This window comes from Pantoea agglomerans NBRC 102470, from assembly GCF_001598475.1.
Taxonomy (GTDB): Bacteria; Pseudomonadota; Gammaproteobacteria; order Enterobacterales; family Enterobacteriaceae; genus Pantoea; species Pantoea agglomerans.
This window is the reverse complement of the sequence record NZ_BCZA01000003.1, coordinates 122,014-137,288: the sequence shown is the minus strand read 5'-3', so window position 1 is coordinate 137,288 and position 15,275 is coordinate 122,014. Positions and strand designations below refer to the sequence as shown.

Annotated in this window: 13 protein-coding genes, 3 tRNA genes and 2 other RNA genes; 15 read left to right on the top strand and 3 right to left on the bottom strand. The window is 57.5% G+C overall.

The annotated features are described in order from the left end of the window. Positions 1 to 178: 178 nt before the first annotated feature. From ybgC to PAG01S_RS06730, 12 genes are all read left to right on the top strand, one after another. Positions 179 to 583: a tol-pal system-associated acyl-CoA thioesterase gene (gene ybgC / locus PAG01S_RS06785; RefSeq protein WP_010260759.1), complete on the top strand. Its 405-nt coding sequence runs from the start codon at positions 179 to 181 to the stop codon at positions 581 to 583. Further along, the gene (tolQ, locus tag PAG01S_RS06780) at positions 580 to 1,266 is read left to right on the top strand and encodes a Tol-Pal system protein TolQ (RefSeq protein WP_010260762.1); all 687 of its coding nucleotides are present in this window, start codon (positions 580 to 582) and stop codon (positions 1,264 to 1,266) included. The genes ybgC and tolQ overlap by 4 nt, the downstream gene beginning before the upstream one ends. 13 nt (positions 1,267 to 1,279) lie before the next feature. After that, positions 1,280 to 1,708: a colicin uptake protein TolR gene (gene tolR, locus PAG01S_RS06775; protein WP_010260764.1), complete on the top strand. Its 429-nt coding sequence runs from the start codon at positions 1,280 to 1,282 to the stop codon at positions 1,706 to 1,708. Positions 1,709 to 1,735: 27 nt separating this feature from the next. Further along, a complete protein-coding gene (gene tolA, locus PAG01S_RS06770) occupies positions 1,736 to 3,037 on the top strand; it encodes a cell envelope integrity protein TolA (RefSeq protein ID WP_022626037.1) in 1,302 nt (433 codons plus the stop codon). 115 nt (positions 3,038 to 3,152) lie between these two features. Then, a complete protein-coding gene (gene tolB / locus PAG01S_RS06765; protein ID WP_010260769.1) occupies positions 3,153 to 4,448 on the top strand; it encodes a Tol-Pal system beta propeller repeat protein TolB in 1,296 nt (431 codons plus the stop codon). Positions 4,449 to 4,498: 50 nt separating this feature from the next. Next, on the top strand, positions 4,499 to 5,029 hold the full coding sequence (pal, locus tag PAG01S_RS06760) for a peptidoglycan-associated lipoprotein Pal (RefSeq protein WP_010260771.1): 531 nt from the start codon (positions 4,499 to 4,501) through the stop codon (positions 5,027 to 5,029). A 9-nt stretch (positions 5,030 to 5,038) separates the two neighbouring features. Continuing rightward, a complete protein-coding gene (cpoB, locus tag PAG01S_RS06755; protein ID WP_010260773.1) occupies positions 5,039 to 5,833 on the top strand; it encodes a cell division protein CpoB in 795 nt (264 codons plus the stop codon). A gap of 164 nt (positions 5,834 to 5,997) precedes the next feature. Further along, positions 5,998 to 6,073: transfer RNA gene (locus PAG01S_RS06750), tRNA-Lys, on the top strand. 70 nt (positions 6,074 to 6,143) lie between these two features. Further along, positions 6,144 to 6,219 (top strand) — tRNA-Lys (locus tag PAG01S_RS06745). A 46-nt stretch (positions 6,220 to 6,265) separates the two neighbouring features. Then, positions 6,266 to 6,341, top strand: a tRNA-Lys gene (locus tag PAG01S_RS06740). A gap of 43 nt (positions 6,342 to 6,384) precedes the next feature. Beyond that, positions 6,385 to 6,518, top strand: a non-coding RNA gene (locus tag PAG01S_RS06735) — RtT sRNA. Between the two features lie 43 nt (positions 6,519 to 6,561). Continuing rightward, positions 6,562 to 6,695: non-coding RNA, RtT sRNA (locus PAG01S_RS06730), on the top strand. Between the two features lie 455 nt (positions 6,696 to 7,150). Here PAG01S_RS06730 and PAG01S_RS06720 read toward each other — a convergent pair. Beyond that, entirely contained in the window at positions 7,151 to 8,626 is a 1,476-nt protein-coding gene (locus PAG01S_RS06720; RefSeq protein ID WP_062758150.1) for an AlkA N-terminal domain-containing protein, read from the bottom strand. 158 nt (positions 8,627 to 8,784) lie between these two features. Here PAG01S_RS06720 and PAG01S_RS06715 point away from each other — a divergent pair, with 158 nt between their 5' ends. The 3 genes from PAG01S_RS06715 to pnuC all read left to right on the top strand — a co-directional run bounded on the left by PAG01S_RS06715 (position 8,785) and on the right by pnuC (position 11,262). Continuing rightward, complete coding sequence (locus PAG01S_RS06715; RefSeq protein ID WP_010260149.1) at positions 8,785 to 9,327, top strand: methylated-DNA--[protein]-cysteine S-methyltransferase; 543 nt, start codon at positions 8,785 to 8,787, stop codon at positions 9,325 to 9,327. A 126-nt stretch (positions 9,328 to 9,453) separates the two neighbouring features. Next, the gene (nadA, locus tag PAG01S_RS06710; RefSeq protein ID WP_062758148.1) at positions 9,454 to 10,515 is read left to right on the top strand and encodes a quinolinate synthase NadA; all 1,062 of its coding nucleotides are present in this window, start codon (positions 9,454 to 9,456) and stop codon (positions 10,513 to 10,515) included. A gap of 24 nt (positions 10,516 to 10,539) precedes the next feature. Continuing rightward, entirely contained in the window at positions 10,540 to 11,262 is a 723-nt protein-coding gene (pnuC, locus tag PAG01S_RS06705) for a nicotinamide riboside transporter PnuC (protein ID WP_033785474.1), read from the top strand. Here pnuC and zitB read toward each other — a convergent pair. Then, the gene (gene zitB / locus PAG01S_RS06700; RefSeq protein ID WP_062758146.1) at positions 11,256 to 12,239 is read right to left on the bottom strand and encodes a CDF family zinc transporter ZitB; all 984 of its coding nucleotides are present in this window, start codon (positions 12,237 to 12,239) and stop codon (positions 11,256 to 11,258) included. The genes pnuC and zitB overlap by 7 nt on opposite strands. Continuing rightward, complete coding sequence (locus PAG01S_RS06695) at positions 12,217 to 15,261, bottom strand: hybrid sensor histidine kinase/response regulator (protein WP_170933472.1); 3,045 nt, start codon at positions 15,259 to 15,261, stop codon at positions 12,217 to 12,219. The genes zitB and PAG01S_RS06695 overlap by 23 nt, the downstream gene beginning before the upstream one ends. Between the last annotated feature and the right edge of the window lie 14 nt (positions 15,262 to 15,275).

Here is a 15,275-nt window from a genome sequence, read left to right as displayed (position 1 = left end):
GACCCCGCCTCATCGGCGCTGTCAGTGAATTTTTGTCAGCGTCTGGTCAATTAATCTCCCTGAAATCGTTCCGTTTGTTACGGAGCGATAATTATTTTCGCCTGGCTCTGACGAGCCATTCCCAACCCCAATTCTCTTGCGTATAGTAACAACGTTTAAAACGAGGCCGGGATGTAGAGTGAGTACAACGCTGTTTCGCTGGCCGGTTCGGGTCTACTACGAAGATACTGATGCCGGTGGTGTGGTTTATCACGCCAGCTATATCGCTTTTTATGAACGAGCACGTACTGAAATGTTGCGACAGCACCATTTCAATCAGCAGACGCTGTTAGAACAGCAGATCGCTTTTGTGGTACGGCGTATATCGGTGGACTATCTGGCGGCGGCGCGTCTTGATGACCTTCTGGAGATCCAGAGCGAGGTCACATCAATGACACGGGCTACCATGACGTTCACTCAGCGTATCGTGAATACTGAAGGCAAAGTGCTCAATGAGGCAGAAGTCCTGATTGCCTGCATTAACCCACATCTAATGAAGCCGATTGCGCTTCCCAAGTCTATTGTCGCGGAGTTCAAGCAGTGACTGACATGAACATTCTTGATTTGTTCCTGAAGGCGAGCCTTCTGGTCAAACTTATCATGTTGATTTTGATCGGCTTTTCTATTGCCTCCTGGGCCATCATTATTCAGCGCACACGTATTCTGAATGCGGCGGGAAGAGAAGCGGAGGCGTTTGAAGACAAATTCTGGTCCGGCATCGAACTCTCGCGCCTCTATCAGGAGAGCCAGGAGCGCCGGGAAGAACTGGGCGGTTCGGAGCAGATTTTCTATTCCGGCTTTAAAGAGTTCGCCCGCCTGCATCGCGCCAACAGCCATGCGCCGGAAGCGGTCATTGATGGTGCGAGCCGTGCGATGCGCATCTCGATGAACCGTGAGCTGGAAGCGCTGGAAAACCACATTCCATTCCTCGGCACCGTCGGTTCTATCAGCCCTTATATCGGACTGTTCGGCACCGTCTGGGGGATCATGCACGCCTTTATCGCACTGGGTGCCGTGAAGCAGGCAACCCTGCAGATGGTTGCACCGGGTATCGCTGAAGCGTTGATTGCGACCGCTATCGGTCTGTTTGCCGCGATTCCGGCGGTGATGGCGTACAACCGTCTGAACCAGCGCGTGAACAAACTGGAGCAGGGCTACGACAACTTCATGGAAGAGTTCACTGCCATTCTGCATCGCCAGGCTTTCTCCAGCGATAGCGCTAAGTAAATAGAGGTTAATGATGGCCAGAGTACGTGGTCGCAAACGCCGCGACCTGAAGTCGGAAATCAACATCGTTCCGCTACTGGACGTCCTGTTGGTGCTGTTGCTGATCTTCATGGCAACGGCGCCCATTATTACCCAGAGCGTGGAAGTGGATCTGCCTGATGCGACCGATTCGAAAACCGTTGCCAGCGATGATAATCCGCCGGTGATTGTCGAAGTAGCGGGCGTGGGTCAGTACAGCCTGGTCGTGGATCACGATCGTATGGATCAACTTCCACCAGAGCAGGTAATCAGCGAAGCGCAGCGTCGACTGGAAGCGAATCCTAAGACGGTCTTTTTGATCGGGGGCGCGAAAGAGGTGCCTTACGATGAAATTATTAAAGCGCTCAACCTGCTGCACCAGGCGGGTGTTAAATCTGTCGGTTTGATGACGCAGCCGATTTAAAATCGAACCGTTTTTTGGGAACCGAGTGTGTCGAAGGCAACCGAGCAAAACGAGAAGTTAAAGCGCGCGATAATCATTTCGGTGATTCTGCATATCGTGCTGATCGCGCTGCTGATTTGGAGCTCGTTTAATGAGCACATTGACGCCAGCAGTGCGGGTGGCGGAGGCAGCGATATTGATGCAGTGATGGTCGATCCCGGTGCCGTCGTGAGTCAATACAATCGTCAGCAGAACCAGCAAAGTGACAGCCAGCGGGCTGAGCAGCAGCGTAAAAAGCAGGCGCAGCAGCAGGCTGAAGAGCTGCAACAGAAACAGGCTGCTGAACAGCAGCGTCTGAAAGCGCTGGAAAAAGAGCGTTTAGCCGCGCAGGAAACCGCGAAAGAAGAGGCAAAACAGCAGGCTGAGCAGCAGAAGGCTGCCGAAGACGCTGCTAAGCAGGCGCAGGAGCAGCAAAAAACGGCGGAAGCGGCGGCTGCCAAAGCCAAAGCGGATGCAAAAGCTCAGGCAGATGCGCAGGCAAAAGCCGCGGCTGAGCAGGCGAAACAGGCCGCAGCCGAAGCAAAGAAGCAGGCTGATCAGCAGGCGAAAGCCGCCGCTGCCGCTGCTGCAAAAGAGAAGGCCGTTGCGGAAGCGAAGGCGAAATCTGAAGCAGATGCGAAAGCCGCGGCTGAGGCCAAAGTGAAAGCGGCGGCGGATGCCAAAGCCAAAGCGGCTGAAGAGGCTAAACAAAAAGCAGCTGAGGCCAAAGAAAAAGCCGCAGAGGCGGCGAAAGAGAAAGCCGCAGAAGCAGCAAAAGAGAAAGCGGAAGCGGCTAAAGAGGCCGCCAAAGAGAAGGCGGAAGCTGCCGCGAAAGCGAAAGCCGATGCCGCGGCGAAAGCCAAAGCCGATGCTGCCGCTAAGGCCAAAGCGGATGCTAAAGCGAAAGCCGCCGCCGATGCTGCCAACGACAGCGATGTCGATGATTTGCTGGGTGGACTCGCTTCCGGTAAAAATGCACCGAAAAGCGGCACCTCTGGCGGCGCAGCAGGGCAGGGAAACCAGAAGAAAGCGGGTGCATCAGGCGCGGAAATCAACTCCTACATGGGTCAGGTTGTGAGTGCGATTCAGAGCCGATTCTATGATGCGGATCTGTATCGCGGAAAAACCTGTGATTTGCGGATTAAACTTGCGCCTGATGGCTTGTTGATTGATGTTAAGTCAGAGGGTGGCGATCCCGCGCTCTGTCAGGCCGCGATTGCTGCCGCAAAACAGGCACGTATTCCGAAGCCGCCTTCGCAGGCGGTCTACGAAGTGTTTAAAAACGCCCCAATGCGTTTTAAACCGCAATAATGCAGTAACGGGCGGCAAGTTGATCTATGTTTAGCGTGCCGTACTTAAGTTGTACTCGTGGTTTCCAGGAACAGTGCCAATTATCGTGGACTGAGGTTCAGATAAGGGAGATAAAATGAAGCAAGCTCTTCGCGTTACGTTAGGCTTTTTTATCCTGCTGTGGGCAGCCATGCTGCATGCAGAAGTTCGAATTGAGATCACCCAGGGTGTCAACACTGCGCGCCCGATTGGCGTGGTGCCGTTTAAATGGGCCGGTGCTGGCGCAGCGCCGGAAGATATCGGCGGCATCGTTGCAGCTGACCTGCGCAACAGTGGCAAATTTAATCCACTGGATCGCTCGCGTCTGCCACAGCAGCCTGCCAGCGCGCAGGAAGTTCAGCCTGCCGCGTGGAGTGCACTCGGCATTGATGCCGTGGTCGTCGGTCAGGTCGCGTCTAACCCGGATGGCAGCTATCAGGTTTCGTACCAGTTGGTCGACACCGGCGGTGCTCCCGGTACCGTGCTGGCACAAAACAGTTATAAAGTGACGAAGCAGTGGCTGCGTTATGCCGCTCACACGGCCAGTGACGAAACGTTCCTGAAGCTGACCGGCATCAAGGGCGCTTTCCGTACCCGTATCGCCTATGTGGTGCAGACCAACGGCGGCCAGTTCCCGTATGAGCTGCGCGTTGCTGACTACGATGGTTACAACCAGTTTGTCGTGCATCGTTCACCACAGCCGCTGATGTCGCCAGCCTGGTCTCCGGATGGCAGCAAAGTTGCTTACGTGACCTTTGAAAGCGGCAAATCTGCGCTGGTGGTACAGACGCTGTCGAACGGTGCTATCCGTCAGATCGCCTCCTATCCACGTCACAACGGTGCCCCAGCGTTCTCGCCGGATGGCTCTAAACTGGCGTTCGCGCTCTCTAAAACCGGCAGCCTGAACCTCTATGTGATGGATCTGGCCTCAGGTCAGACGCGTCAGATTACCGATGGTCGCTATAACAGCACCGAACCAACCTGGTTCCCGGACAGCCAGACACTGGCTTACACCTCCGATCAGGCTGGTGCTCCACAAATCTACAAAGTCGGACTTAACGGTGGCGCGCCACAACGTATTACCTGGGAAGGCGGTCAGAACCAGGATGCGGATGTCGCAACAGATGGTAAGTCTATGGTGATGATTAGCACCAACGGTGGTGCTCAACACGTCGCCAAACAGGATCTGGAAACGGGAGCCGTTCAAACGTTAACGGACACGTTCCTGGATGAAACGCCGAGCCTGGCACCCAATGGCACAATGGTAATCTACAGCTCTACTCAGGGTATGGGTTCCGTGTTGCAGTTGGTTTCTACCGACGGCCGTTTCAAAGCGCGTCTTCCGGCAACTGATGGACAGGTAAAATTTCCTGCCTGGTCGCCGTATCTGTAATGTCTGACAGTTCAGACATCACAAACAATAAACAATAATGGGATTTTGAAATGCAACTGAACAAAGTGCTGAAGGGTTTGATGCTGGCTCTGCCGGTTCTGGCAGTAGCGGCTTGTAGCTCACACAAGAACAACAACAATGACCAGACTGGCATGGGTGCTGATGGCGGCGCTTACGGTGCAAATTCTGGCATGAACGGCAACGGCGGCAACATGTCTTCTGACGAGCAGGCTCGTCTGCAGATGCAGCAGCTGCAGCAGAACAACATCGTGTACTTCGGCCTGGACAAGTATGACGTTCAGTCTGATTACGCACAGATGCTGGATCAGCATGCAACCTTCCTGCGCAGCAACCCGTCATACAAAGTGACCATCGAAGGTCATGCGGATGAGCGCGGTACGCCGGAATACAACATCGCCCTGGGCGAACGTCGTGCTAACGCGGTTAAAATGTACCTGCAGGGCAAAGGCGTGTCGGCTGATCAGATGTCTATCGTATCTTACGGTAAAGAGAAGCCAGCCGTTCTGGGTCATGACGAAGCAGCGTATTCTAAAAACCGTCGTGCCGTTCTGGTCTACTAAGAGAATCACATGGTTAGTAACTTCAGACATCACCTGTTGAGTCTGTCGTTACTGATTGGCGTAGCGGCCCCCTGGGCCGCTAATGCCCAAGCGTCAATCAGTAGCGTTGGCTCCGGCTCGGTCGAAGACCGTGTCACCACTCTTGAACGAATTTCTAATGCCCAGGCACAGCTGATGCAGCAATTGCAGCAGCAGATGAGCGATAACCAGCGTGATATCGACGCGCTGCGTGGGCAAATCCAGCAAAACACGTATCAGTTAAATCAGGTGGTTGAGCGGCAGAAGCAGCTTTACCAGCAGATTGACAGCCTGAGCAGCGCCAGCACCAGCGGCGGTCAGCAGGCAGCGGGCAGTAATGCCGCAGCGGATACCGGCGCAGCAGCAACCGCAGGCGCGGCAGCATCAACGGATAGCGCACCTGCGCAGACCGGTGACGCTAACAGCGATTACAATGCGGCTGTGGCGCTGATTCTGGAGAAGAAACAGTATGATCAGGCGATCAGCGCGCTCCAGGCGTGGGTAAAACGTTACCCGGATTCGACCTATCAGCCGAACGCCAATTACTGGCTGGGACAGCTGAACTATAACAAAGGCAAAAAGGACGACGCGGCTTACTATTACGCCACGGTAGTGAAAAACTATCCGAAGTCGCCAAAAGCTGCAGAAGCGTTGTTGAAAGTGGGCGTCATCATGCAGGAGAAAAAAGACACAGCGAAAGCTAAAGCGGTCTTCCAGCAGGTGATCAAACTTTATCCAGACACCGAATCTGCTAAGCAGGCGCAAAAACGTCTGACAAGTCTGTAATCTGTACGGTTCAGGCCAGATATCGTGTGATTTCTGGTCTTGCCGTATGAAAGGTAAGCAACTGAAGCATTTAGCAGAAATAAGAGTTGCGCTACCCCGCTAAATCAGTAATATATGCCGCCGTTGCCGGGACACATTGCAAAGTGTCTGGTAAGCCTGAAGATGGGTCGTTAGCTCAGTTGGTAGAGCAGTTGACTTTTAATCAATTGGTCGCAGGTTCGAATCCTGCACGACCCACCATCTTCCTCAGACGCGCTTTTACCGCGCAGTTTTAAGAAGAACACTTCAGCATTGCTTCACAACCTAAGATGGGTCGTTAGCTCAGTTGGTAGAGCAGTTGACTTTTAATCAATTGGTCGCAGGTTCGAATCCTGCACGACCCACCATCTTATCTCAGCAGCCTGGCGTGTTGAACGGTTGTAAGCCCCCAGCGGGTCGTTAGCTCAGTTGGTAGAGCAGTTGACTTTTAATCAATTGGTCGCAGGTTCGAATCCTGCACGACCCACCAATTAAGAAAAAAGCGCCCTCAGGGCGCTTTTTTTGTTTCTGCGGCACGGCGTTCCCCGTGCAGGGTGAGAACCTGCAGCAGGTTCGACTGAATCGCGAGGCGATTCAGGCTGATGCGACAGCATCACCCGAAGGGCGAGGCCCCGGATGGGCCGAGGCAATCCTGCACGACCCACCAATTAAGAAAAAAGCGCCCTCAGGGCGCTTTTTTTGTTTGTGCGGCACGGCGTCCCCCGTGCAGGGTGAGAACCTGCAGCAGGTTCGACTGAATCGCGAGGCGATTCAGGCTGATGCGACAGCATCACCCGAAGGGCGAGGCCCCGGATGGGCCGAGGCAATCCTGCACGACCCACCAATTAAGAAAAAAGCGCCCTCAGGGCGCTTTTTTTTGTTTCTGCGGTATCTGAAAACTTTTTCAAAGCAAAACGTCACTGGTTTTTGAAGTTTTTGGCAAACTCTGGCCCGTTCCGCTGAGAGATCGAGCCTGCGCAGAGAACAGGGTCAGATCGGAAAGACGCCAAAGCCAATCCCTGACCTGCTCGGCCCGCGCGATTACGCACCTCATCCCTGAGGTGCGCCCGTAGCCGGGCCAACGCGTTGCGTTGTTCAAAAACGCTCCCGGCGTTTTTGTCCCAGGCGCGGGACGCTTTCCTCTTCTGACCCTGTTCCCTGCGCGTTGAGCTTTTTCGTTGCGGCCAAATCCAGTCGGGTGCGAGTTTGTAAGCAGTCTGGAAGAGGCTCTGCATTTTTAGTTTCTGCGATACCGACTATGCAGGTCAGGGCAGACTATCTGCATCCTTACATCAACCGTCACGGCTTTTTCTTTGCCTTTGCCACTGCCAGGCTCTCCCAGATATGCATCACTGCATAGCTACGCCAGGGACGCCATGACTGCGATCGCGCCTCCGCTTCTTTCGATGACATGCCGCCCAGGTTATTCCGGATGGCAATATCCTCTTTGGGAAAGGCATCCGGCCAGCGCAAAGCGCGCATCGCGATGTAGTGCGCGGTCCAGGGACCAATACCCGGCAGGCTGACCAGCTTTTTGATGACCTCGTCTGGCGCCTGAGCGGCACTGAGACGAAGATCTCCGCTGGCGCAGGCATTTGCAAAGGCGATGATGGCGCGGGAGCGGGCGGCACTGACAATCCCCATCGGCGCGACATCGTCTACCGTCAGTCCGGCGATGCGTTCAGGATGGGCGGTGTAGCGGGTCAGATCGGCGAACGGCGTCTCACAGGGTTCGCCAAAAGCGGCGGCAAAACGGCTGCTGACCGTGGTGGCCGCTTTGACCGTCACCTGCTGGCCGATAATGGCGCGCACACCCAGCTCAAAGGCGTCGAATGCGCCAGGCACACGCAGACCCGGATGCGAGAGCAGGCTGGGTGCCAGCAGTGGGTCCTGCGCCAGACAGGCGGCGATACGCTGCGGCTGTGCGTCGAGATCGAACAGATCGCGCAGACGGCGCAGCAGCAGAGGCAGAACCGGCGTCAGCGAGGTGGAGAGCGTCACCTGCAACGCATTCTTTTGCGGCAGATGCGAAACAGAAACCCAGCCCCGGCAGCGACCCAGCACCACAGTGCGTCGCCAGCTGCCATCTTCCACCGCCTCGACCTCTTTCATCAGATGCGTCTGCAAAAACCAGAGCATCGCCGCCCAGTCGTAGGGAGGGCGATAGGCCAGCCGCAGCGTCACGCGGTCGCCGGGCTGCGCGCACTGAGTGCCCGTATCGTCCCTGCGCAGCGCGCCTGGCGTCATGCGGTAACGCGCCTGGAAGACATCATTAAAGCGCCGCAGGCTGCCAAAGCCGCTGGCATAGGCAACGTCAATAATCGGCAGCCGGGTTTCGGTCAGCAGCTGTTTAGCCAGCAGCATGCGCCGCGTCTGCTTCAGTTCCAGCGGCGAGACACCCAGCTCCTGCTGCACGATACGGCGCAACTGACGCAGGCTGATACCGAATTCAGCGGCAATTGCCTCCAGTCCTTCACGTTCCTCCAGCATGCCTTCCTCGATACGCTGAATCAGCCGCTCTGCCACACGGTGCGGCTGATCAACCGGCGCATTACCGGGTGCCAGTTCGGGCCGACAGCGCAGGCAGGGGCGAAAGCGGGCTTTCTCCGCCGCTTCCGCGCTGCTGAAGAAAAGGCAGTTCTTCTGCATCGGCGCTTTGACCGGGCAGACCGGACGACAATAGATACCGGTTGAGGTCACGCCAACAAAGAAAACGCCGTCAAAGCGGGTATCACGAGATGTCAGCGCCTGATAGGCAATGTCGGGATCGAGCATGGCAGTTCTCCGGTAAATAAGCGCAGCCTACACCGGTGAATCCCGGCAGACTGGCTGTTTTCGGACAGCACAACAGTTTATCGCCATGACCGAAAACAGCCAGTCAGGCTGATGAAAAGTGCGATAATAGGCGACAGAACCGTGACGGGAGAATCACCATGTACTACTTCAAACCGATAGTCACCCCGGTGGGTGAACTGAAACTGGTCGCCAGCGATAGCGGCCTGGCGGGTATTTTGTGGGAAAACGACGATCCCAAACGCACCCGGTTTTTGCCGCAAACGCGCGATGACGATCATCCCATTCTGATCGAAACTGAGCGTCAGCTCAGCGAGTACTTCACCGGTGCTCGTCGCTGCTTTGAGCTGCCGCTCGATTTTGTCGGCACTGAGTTTCAGAAAAAAGTCTGGCAGGCGCTGGTGGCTATCCCGTTTGGTGAGACGCGCAGCTACAGCCAGATTGCGCGGGAGATCGGCCATCCGCTGGCGGTGCGTGCCGTCGGGGCGGCCAATGGGCGTAATCCGCTCTCGATTGTCGCACCGTGCCACCGCGTGATTGGAGCCAACGGCAAGCTGACCGGCTTTGCGGGCGGACTGGATATCAAAGCCTTTCTGCTGGCACTGGAAGCGCCGCAAAAACCGCTGGTACTGGCAGATGAAACGCAGCCCGGCAGGGTCGGCGCTGTGATGCAGACAGAATAAATATCGCACGACACAGCCAGGCTTTTCCGCTATCGTGTTTAGCATATAAAACACGATGGCGGATTGGACGCCATAAGTCGCCGGAACAGGCGATTTTCGTTAATTAGACAAAACGAGAGCTGTGTCATGAGTGTGATGTTCGATCCAGAAAGCGCCGTTTATCCCTTTCCGCCCAAACCCGCTCGCCTGAGTGACGACGAGAAGGCGTTCTACCGTGAGAAAATTAAAGCGCTGCTGAAGGCGCGAAACGCAGTGATGGTGGCGCACTACTACACCGATCCGGAAATTCAGGCGCTGGCAGAAGAGACAGGCGGCTGCGTTTCGGACTCGCTGGAGATGGCACGCTTTGGCAGCAACCATTCGGCGACGACACTGCTGGTGGCCGGCGTGCGCTTTATGGGGGAAACCGCCAAAATCCTCAGCCCGGAGAAAACCGTACTGATGCCGACGCTGCAGGCGGAGTGCTCACTGGATCTCGGCTGCCCGATTGAAGAGTTTAACGCCTTTTGCGACGCCCATCCCGATCGCACTGTGGTGGTCTACGCCAATACCTCGGCGGCGGTAAAAGCGCGGGCCGACTGGGTGGTGACCTCAAGCATTGCGGTCGAGCTGATTGAGCACCTCGACAGTCTGGGCGAAAAAATTATCTGGGCGCCGGATCGCCATCTTGGCCGCTACGTCACCCAAAAATCAGGCGCGGACGTACTCTGCTGGCAGGGTGCCTGCATTGTGCACGACGAGTTCAAAACCCAGGCGCTGCAGCGCATGAAAGCGCTCTATCCCGACGCGGCAGTGCTGGTGCATCCTGAGTCACCGCAGGCGATTGTCGATCTGGCCGATGCGGTCGGCTCGACCAGCCAGCTGATTCAGGCCGCCAAATCCCTGCCGCATCCGCAGATGATTGTGGCGACCGATCGCGGCATCTTCTACAAAATGCAGCAGGCGGTGCCGGATAAAGAGCTGCTTGAAGCGCCGACCGCCGGTGAAGGTGCCACCTGCCGCAGCTGTGCTCACTGTCCCTGGATGGCGATGAACGGCCTTAAAGCCATCGCAGAGGCGCTGGAGTCGGGTGGGGTGGAACATGAGGTTCAGGTGGATGAGACGCTGCGTGAGGCGGCGTTACTGCCGCTTAATCGCATGCTATCCTTTGCAGCGGAACTTAAACTCAACGTAAAGGGAAACGCGTAAGCGTTTTCCGGACAGGTGCTCAGCATGGACTTCTTCAGCACACACAATATTCTGGTTCACATTCCTCTGGGTGCCGGAGGCTACGATCTCTCATGGATTGAGGCTATCGGCACGCTGGCGGGCTTACTCTGCATCTGGTTTGCCAGCCTGGAAAAAATCATCAACTATCCCTTTGGCCTGATTAACGTCACGCTGTTTGCGGTGATTTTCTTTCAGATCCAGCTCTACGCCAGCCTGCTGCTGCAGCTCTTCTTTTTTGCCGCCAATATCTACGGCTGGTACGCCTGGAGTCGGCAAACCTCCGATCATCAGGCGGCGCTGAAAATCCGCTGGCTGCCGCTGCCTAAGGCGCTGGCCTGGACGGCGGGCTGTGTGATTGCGATTGCACTGATGACCCTCTATATCGATCCGGTGTTTGCGCTGTTAACCCGTGCGGCCGTCACGCTGATGAACGGCGTTGGCCTGTCGGTGGCGATGCCCGCGCTGCAGCCGGATGCGTTCCCGTTCTGGGACTCCTGCATGATGGTGTTGTCGATTGCGGCGATGGTGCTGATGACGCGCAAATATGTTGAGAACTGGCTGCTGTGGGTCATCATCAACGTGATTAGCGTGATGATTTTTGCCCGTCAGGGCGTCTATGCGATGTCGCTGGAGTATGTGATTCTGACGCTGATTGCGCTGAACGGCTCACGCATGTGGATCCGCAGCGCGCGGCAACAGGGTTCCCGCGCGCTGTCGGCTCAGTGAGTGTGCGCTTCGCCTTTAGCATGAGCATGCTCATGGTCGTGTGAATGGCTGTGATCATGGCTGGTGGCGGCAGCGCCGCTTAAGCCGAGTTCACACTCGGCACCGGCACAGGGCTGATACTCCATCTGCACGGTCGCATGCGCAATCTGATAGTGCTGGCGTAGATAGTCGTGGATACGATGCAGCAGCGCATCGTGATCGTAAGGCGGGATCACCTGCGCATGCAGCGTCAGCAGCGGCTTTTCGCCCACCTGCCACAGATGCACATGGTGAACATTGCGCACCTCTGCGATGTTCAGGGTGAGATCCCGTATCAGCCGGTTCACATCCAGCGAACGCGGCGCCCCTTCCAGTAACTCCTGCAGACTCTCACGCAGCAGCGCCCAGGCGCTGCGCAGCACCAGCAGTGACACCAGCAACGACAGAATCGGATCGATTGGGGTCCAGCCGGTCAGCATAATAATCACCGCCGCGACAATCGCACCCACCGAGCCAAGCAGGTCGCCCATCACATGCAGCGCTGCGGCCCGCACGTTGAGATTCTTCTCTTCGCTGCCGTGATGCAACAGCCAGAACGACAGAATATTGGCCAGCAGACCGCCAATAGCAATCCCCAGCATCAGGCCGCCGGTCACCGGTTGCGGGTCGGCAAAGCGGCGCACCGCCTCCCAGACGATCAGTGCGGTAATGCCCAGCAGCGCAATGGCGTTAACAAATGCGGCCAGCGTGGTCAGACGCAGCAGGCCAAAGGTGTGGCGTGCATTGGGTTTACGGCGCGAGAACTGCACCGCCATCAGCGCCATCAGCAGCGCGGCGGCATCGGTCAGCATATGCCCGGCGTCCGCCAGCAACGCCAGTGAACCCGAGAGCCAGCCGCCAATCACTTCAGCCACCATAAAGACAACGGTCACCCCGAAGGCGGCCGCCAGACGCGTGCGATTACTATCCTGCCCGCTATGAGTGTGGGTATGTGCCATAAGATTCCAGTTTTTTCAGTAACCTGTTTGCTAATAATATCAGTAATTGCCACGTCTCAGACGTGTCCTGATGCTGTTTTGCCTGCTCCGCCAGTTGCTGGCTGAGCTGTGCGCCGTGATCCAGTCCCACCAGTAACCAGCTTCCTTTCATCCGGTGCGCCGCTTCGGCGAACGGCATCCACTCCTCGCGCTCGCGTGCTTCGCGCATCACGGCCAGATCCTGCGTCACCGTGTTGTGCAGCGTCTGGCTCAGACGGCGGAGGAATTTCTCATTCTGCTGCGCCAGTTGCCACAGATTATCATCCAGCGCCGCCAGCGGATCTTCCTGCCACTCTGCCAGCAGCGCGCTGAGATCGGCTAACTGCACCGGTTTTATTATTACCCGCTCCCGCGCCTCCAGCGGTCGCGACAGCAGCTGGGCATCCGCAGAGCAGAGCACCCGCATCGCCTGACGCTTCCGCTGACGGTCACGCCGCCGCAATATCCGCAGCAGCAGCGTGCCGTCAGGCCGCGGCATCATCTGGTCGATAAACAGCAGGTCATAAGGCTGTTGCGCATCGGCCTGCAGTAGTGCGCGTCCCTGCTCAAAGATGTCAGCCTGAATCGCAAAACGCGACAGCTGCTGCTGCATCACCAGCAGATTGGTCGGATGGTCATCGACAATCGCCACCCGCAGTTGTGGAAGGTCGGGCAGGGCGGTTTCATCCACGTGGTTTGCTGGTGCGCAGACCGCCAGTGGCAGCGTCACGGTGACCTGGGTGCCGTGACCGGGTTCAGAGGCGAGCCGGATGTCGCCGCCCATCCGCTGCACCATTTCCCGGCAGATAAACAGCCCCAGGCCGCTGCCCTGCACCGAAACCGATTTACCGGACGGCGCCTGATACCAGGGATCGAACAGCTTCTGCTGCTCCTCTGGCGGAATGCCGCTGCCGCTGTCGCTCACCGTCAGAATCAGCTGTTGTTGCTGTGCGGCCAGCGTCAGGCGAATCGCGCCGTGGCGGGTAAATTTCAACGCATTGGTCATCAGGTTGTTGACCACCTGCTGCAGGCGATCGGCATCGATCATCACGGCATCAGGCAGCGGCGTCAGCGCCTCAACGATCAGATGCGGGCCGTCTTCGCGCATTAACGGATGATAAAAGTACTGCTGCTGATTGAGCCACTGCGCCAGCGCCAGCGGACGGGGCGCCAGGGTAAAACTGTTGCTCTCGATGCGCGCATGATCCTGCAGATCATTCAGCAACGTCAGCAGCGACTGCGCACTGCTGTGCAGCAGCGTCAGGTTCTGGCTGCTGTGCTGCTGCTTCTCCAGCTCAAGCAGCCCCAGGATCGCCTGCATCGGCGTGCGCAGCTCATGGCTGACGGTCGCCAGGAACTGGCTCTTCATCGCATTGGCGTGCTCAGCCTGTTCACGCTGCTGACGCTCCCGGCGCTGTTGCCAGTAGCGGCGCGCCAGCAGCAACAGCAGCAGCGCAATGGCCGCACCTGCCACCGCCAGCACCATCATCGGCAGCGAACGCATCACCATCACGCTGCCGGGCTGTGGCGGGGTTGACCAGCTGTCGCGCATCTGACTCTGTGTGTCAGCCGGGATCTGCTGCAGCGCGCGATCCAGCAGGGTGCGCAGCACCGGCTGGTCAGGCGTCACACCCAGCGCGATCGGCCAGGCGATGTCGCTGGCGGCAAAGGCGAGGTGGATGCGCGCATCATCGCGGCTGGCGATACGCCAGCGGGCGGAGAGCACGTTATCGACCAGCGCATCGATCTGCCCCTTTGCCAGCGCGTCATAGAGACTATTACGATCGGCAAACTGCTGCGGCTGCAGATCCGCAGGCAGCAGACGCAGCGCCAGGTCATCCTGCAACACGCCGACCCGCTTGCCGCGCAGGTCGCGCCAGTGCGCCAGCGTATCGGGCTGCAGGCTGTAGATGCCCCACAGCGCGCGCCACACCGGTAGCGAGGTGCTCTGCATCGCATCGCCGTTCAGCGGCTGCATCAGCTGCAGCATCGCCTGCTGCTGACCGATCAGCGTGTTCGCCTGACGCAGATTGCTGACCCACACCGGTTCAAACTGCAGGCCGGTGCTCTGAGCTATCGCTTTCAGCAAATCCACGCCATAGCCTCTGGCGGTCCCGCTGGCATCGCGATAACTCCAGGGATAGTTGTCCGGTTCGGCGGTGTAAGTAATACGCGGATGATCGGCAATCCAGGCGCGTTCAGTGGGGCTGAGCATCAGGGTCTGCGTATCCTGATAGCGCGGCAGGGTACTGCTCCAGCGCGCCTGCAGCGTGTTCATCAGTTCTGCTGGCAACTGACGCAGGCTCTGATTAATCCAGCTGATAAGCTCCGGATCGCGGGAGACCGCGCGCAGGTTGAGCTGTCCGGCCTCGATGTGTGAGGCGATCTGATAAATCTGGCCCTGTTGCAGCTGGCTCAGCAGAAATCCGGCGCTGGTTTCATCCGCCACCACATAATCATTCTGCTGATTCAGCAGGGTATAGAGCGCCTGCAGATCACTGCTGTAGCGTCGCCAGCTGTGGCGGGCGGCCAGCGCAGGCGGCAGTTGTGCCAGCGTGCTTTCGCTGATCGCCAGTTGGGCATTCTGGCTGTTAAACATCACGGCACGCTGGTTTTGCTGATTGCGGTAGACCCGAAGCGGGCTGCTGTACCAGTTATCGCTGCTCAGCGCGCCGGCTGGCAGGGGAGAAATCCACATGCCAAGCGCAAAATCGATCTGGCCGCTGTTCAGCGCCTGCATCAGATGCGGCTGATCGCTGTAGAGGTTGAGGCTGAACTGCGCGCCAGTCAGCTGTCGCAGGGCGGAAAGATAGTCGGCATTGATGCCATACAGGTCGTTGCCGATGCGCATCGCCCAGGGGGCGTGGTTCTCTTCCAGCAGGCCAACACGCAGGATTTTGCCTTGCATGGTTTCCGCGTGCGTCACCGGCAGCATCATCGGCAGATTGATGCTGCTCACCGGACGCACCTCAGCCAGAACGGAGCCGCACAGCAACAGCAGCATCAGCAGGAGAGTTC

Excerpts from the sequence above, each read along its gene's own strand:
- tolB (WP_010260769.1), top strand. The coding sequence starts at position 3,153 with ATGAAGCAAGCTCTTCGCGTTACGTTAGGCTTTTTTATCCTGCTGTGG.
- pnuC (WP_033785474.1), top strand. The coding sequence starts at position 10,540 with ATGGACTTCTTCAGCACACACAATATTCTGGTTCACATTCCTCTGGGT.
- tolR (WP_010260764.1), top strand. The coding sequence starts at position 1,280 with ATGGCCAGAGTACGTGGTCGCAAACGCCGCGACCTGAAGTCGGAAATC.
- cpoB (WP_010260773.1), top strand. The coding sequence starts at position 5,039 with ATGGTTAGTAACTTCAGACATCACCTGTTGAGTCTGTCGTTACTGATT.
- zitB (WP_062758146.1), bottom strand. The coding sequence starts at position 12,239 with ATGGCACATACCCACACTCATAGCGGGCAGGATAGTAATCGCACGCGT.
- PAG01S_RS06715 (WP_010260149.1), top strand. The coding sequence starts at position 8,785 with ATGTACTACTTCAAACCGATAGTCACCCCGGTGGGTGAACTGAAACTG.
- PAG01S_RS06695 (WP_170933472.1), bottom strand. The coding sequence starts at position 15,261 with ATGCTGCTGTTGCTGTGCGGCTCCGTTCTGGCTGAGGTGCGTCCGGTG.
- PAG01S_RS06720 (WP_062758150.1), bottom strand. The coding sequence starts at position 8,626 with ATGCTCGATCCCGACATTGCCTATCAGGCGCTGACATCTCGTGATACC.
- pal (WP_010260771.1), top strand. The coding sequence starts at position 4,499 with ATGCAACTGAACAAAGTGCTGAAGGGTTTGATGCTGGCTCTGCCGGTT.
- nadA (WP_062758148.1), top strand. The coding sequence starts at position 9,454 with ATGAGTGTGATGTTCGATCCAGAAAGCGCCGTTTATCCCTTTCCGCCC.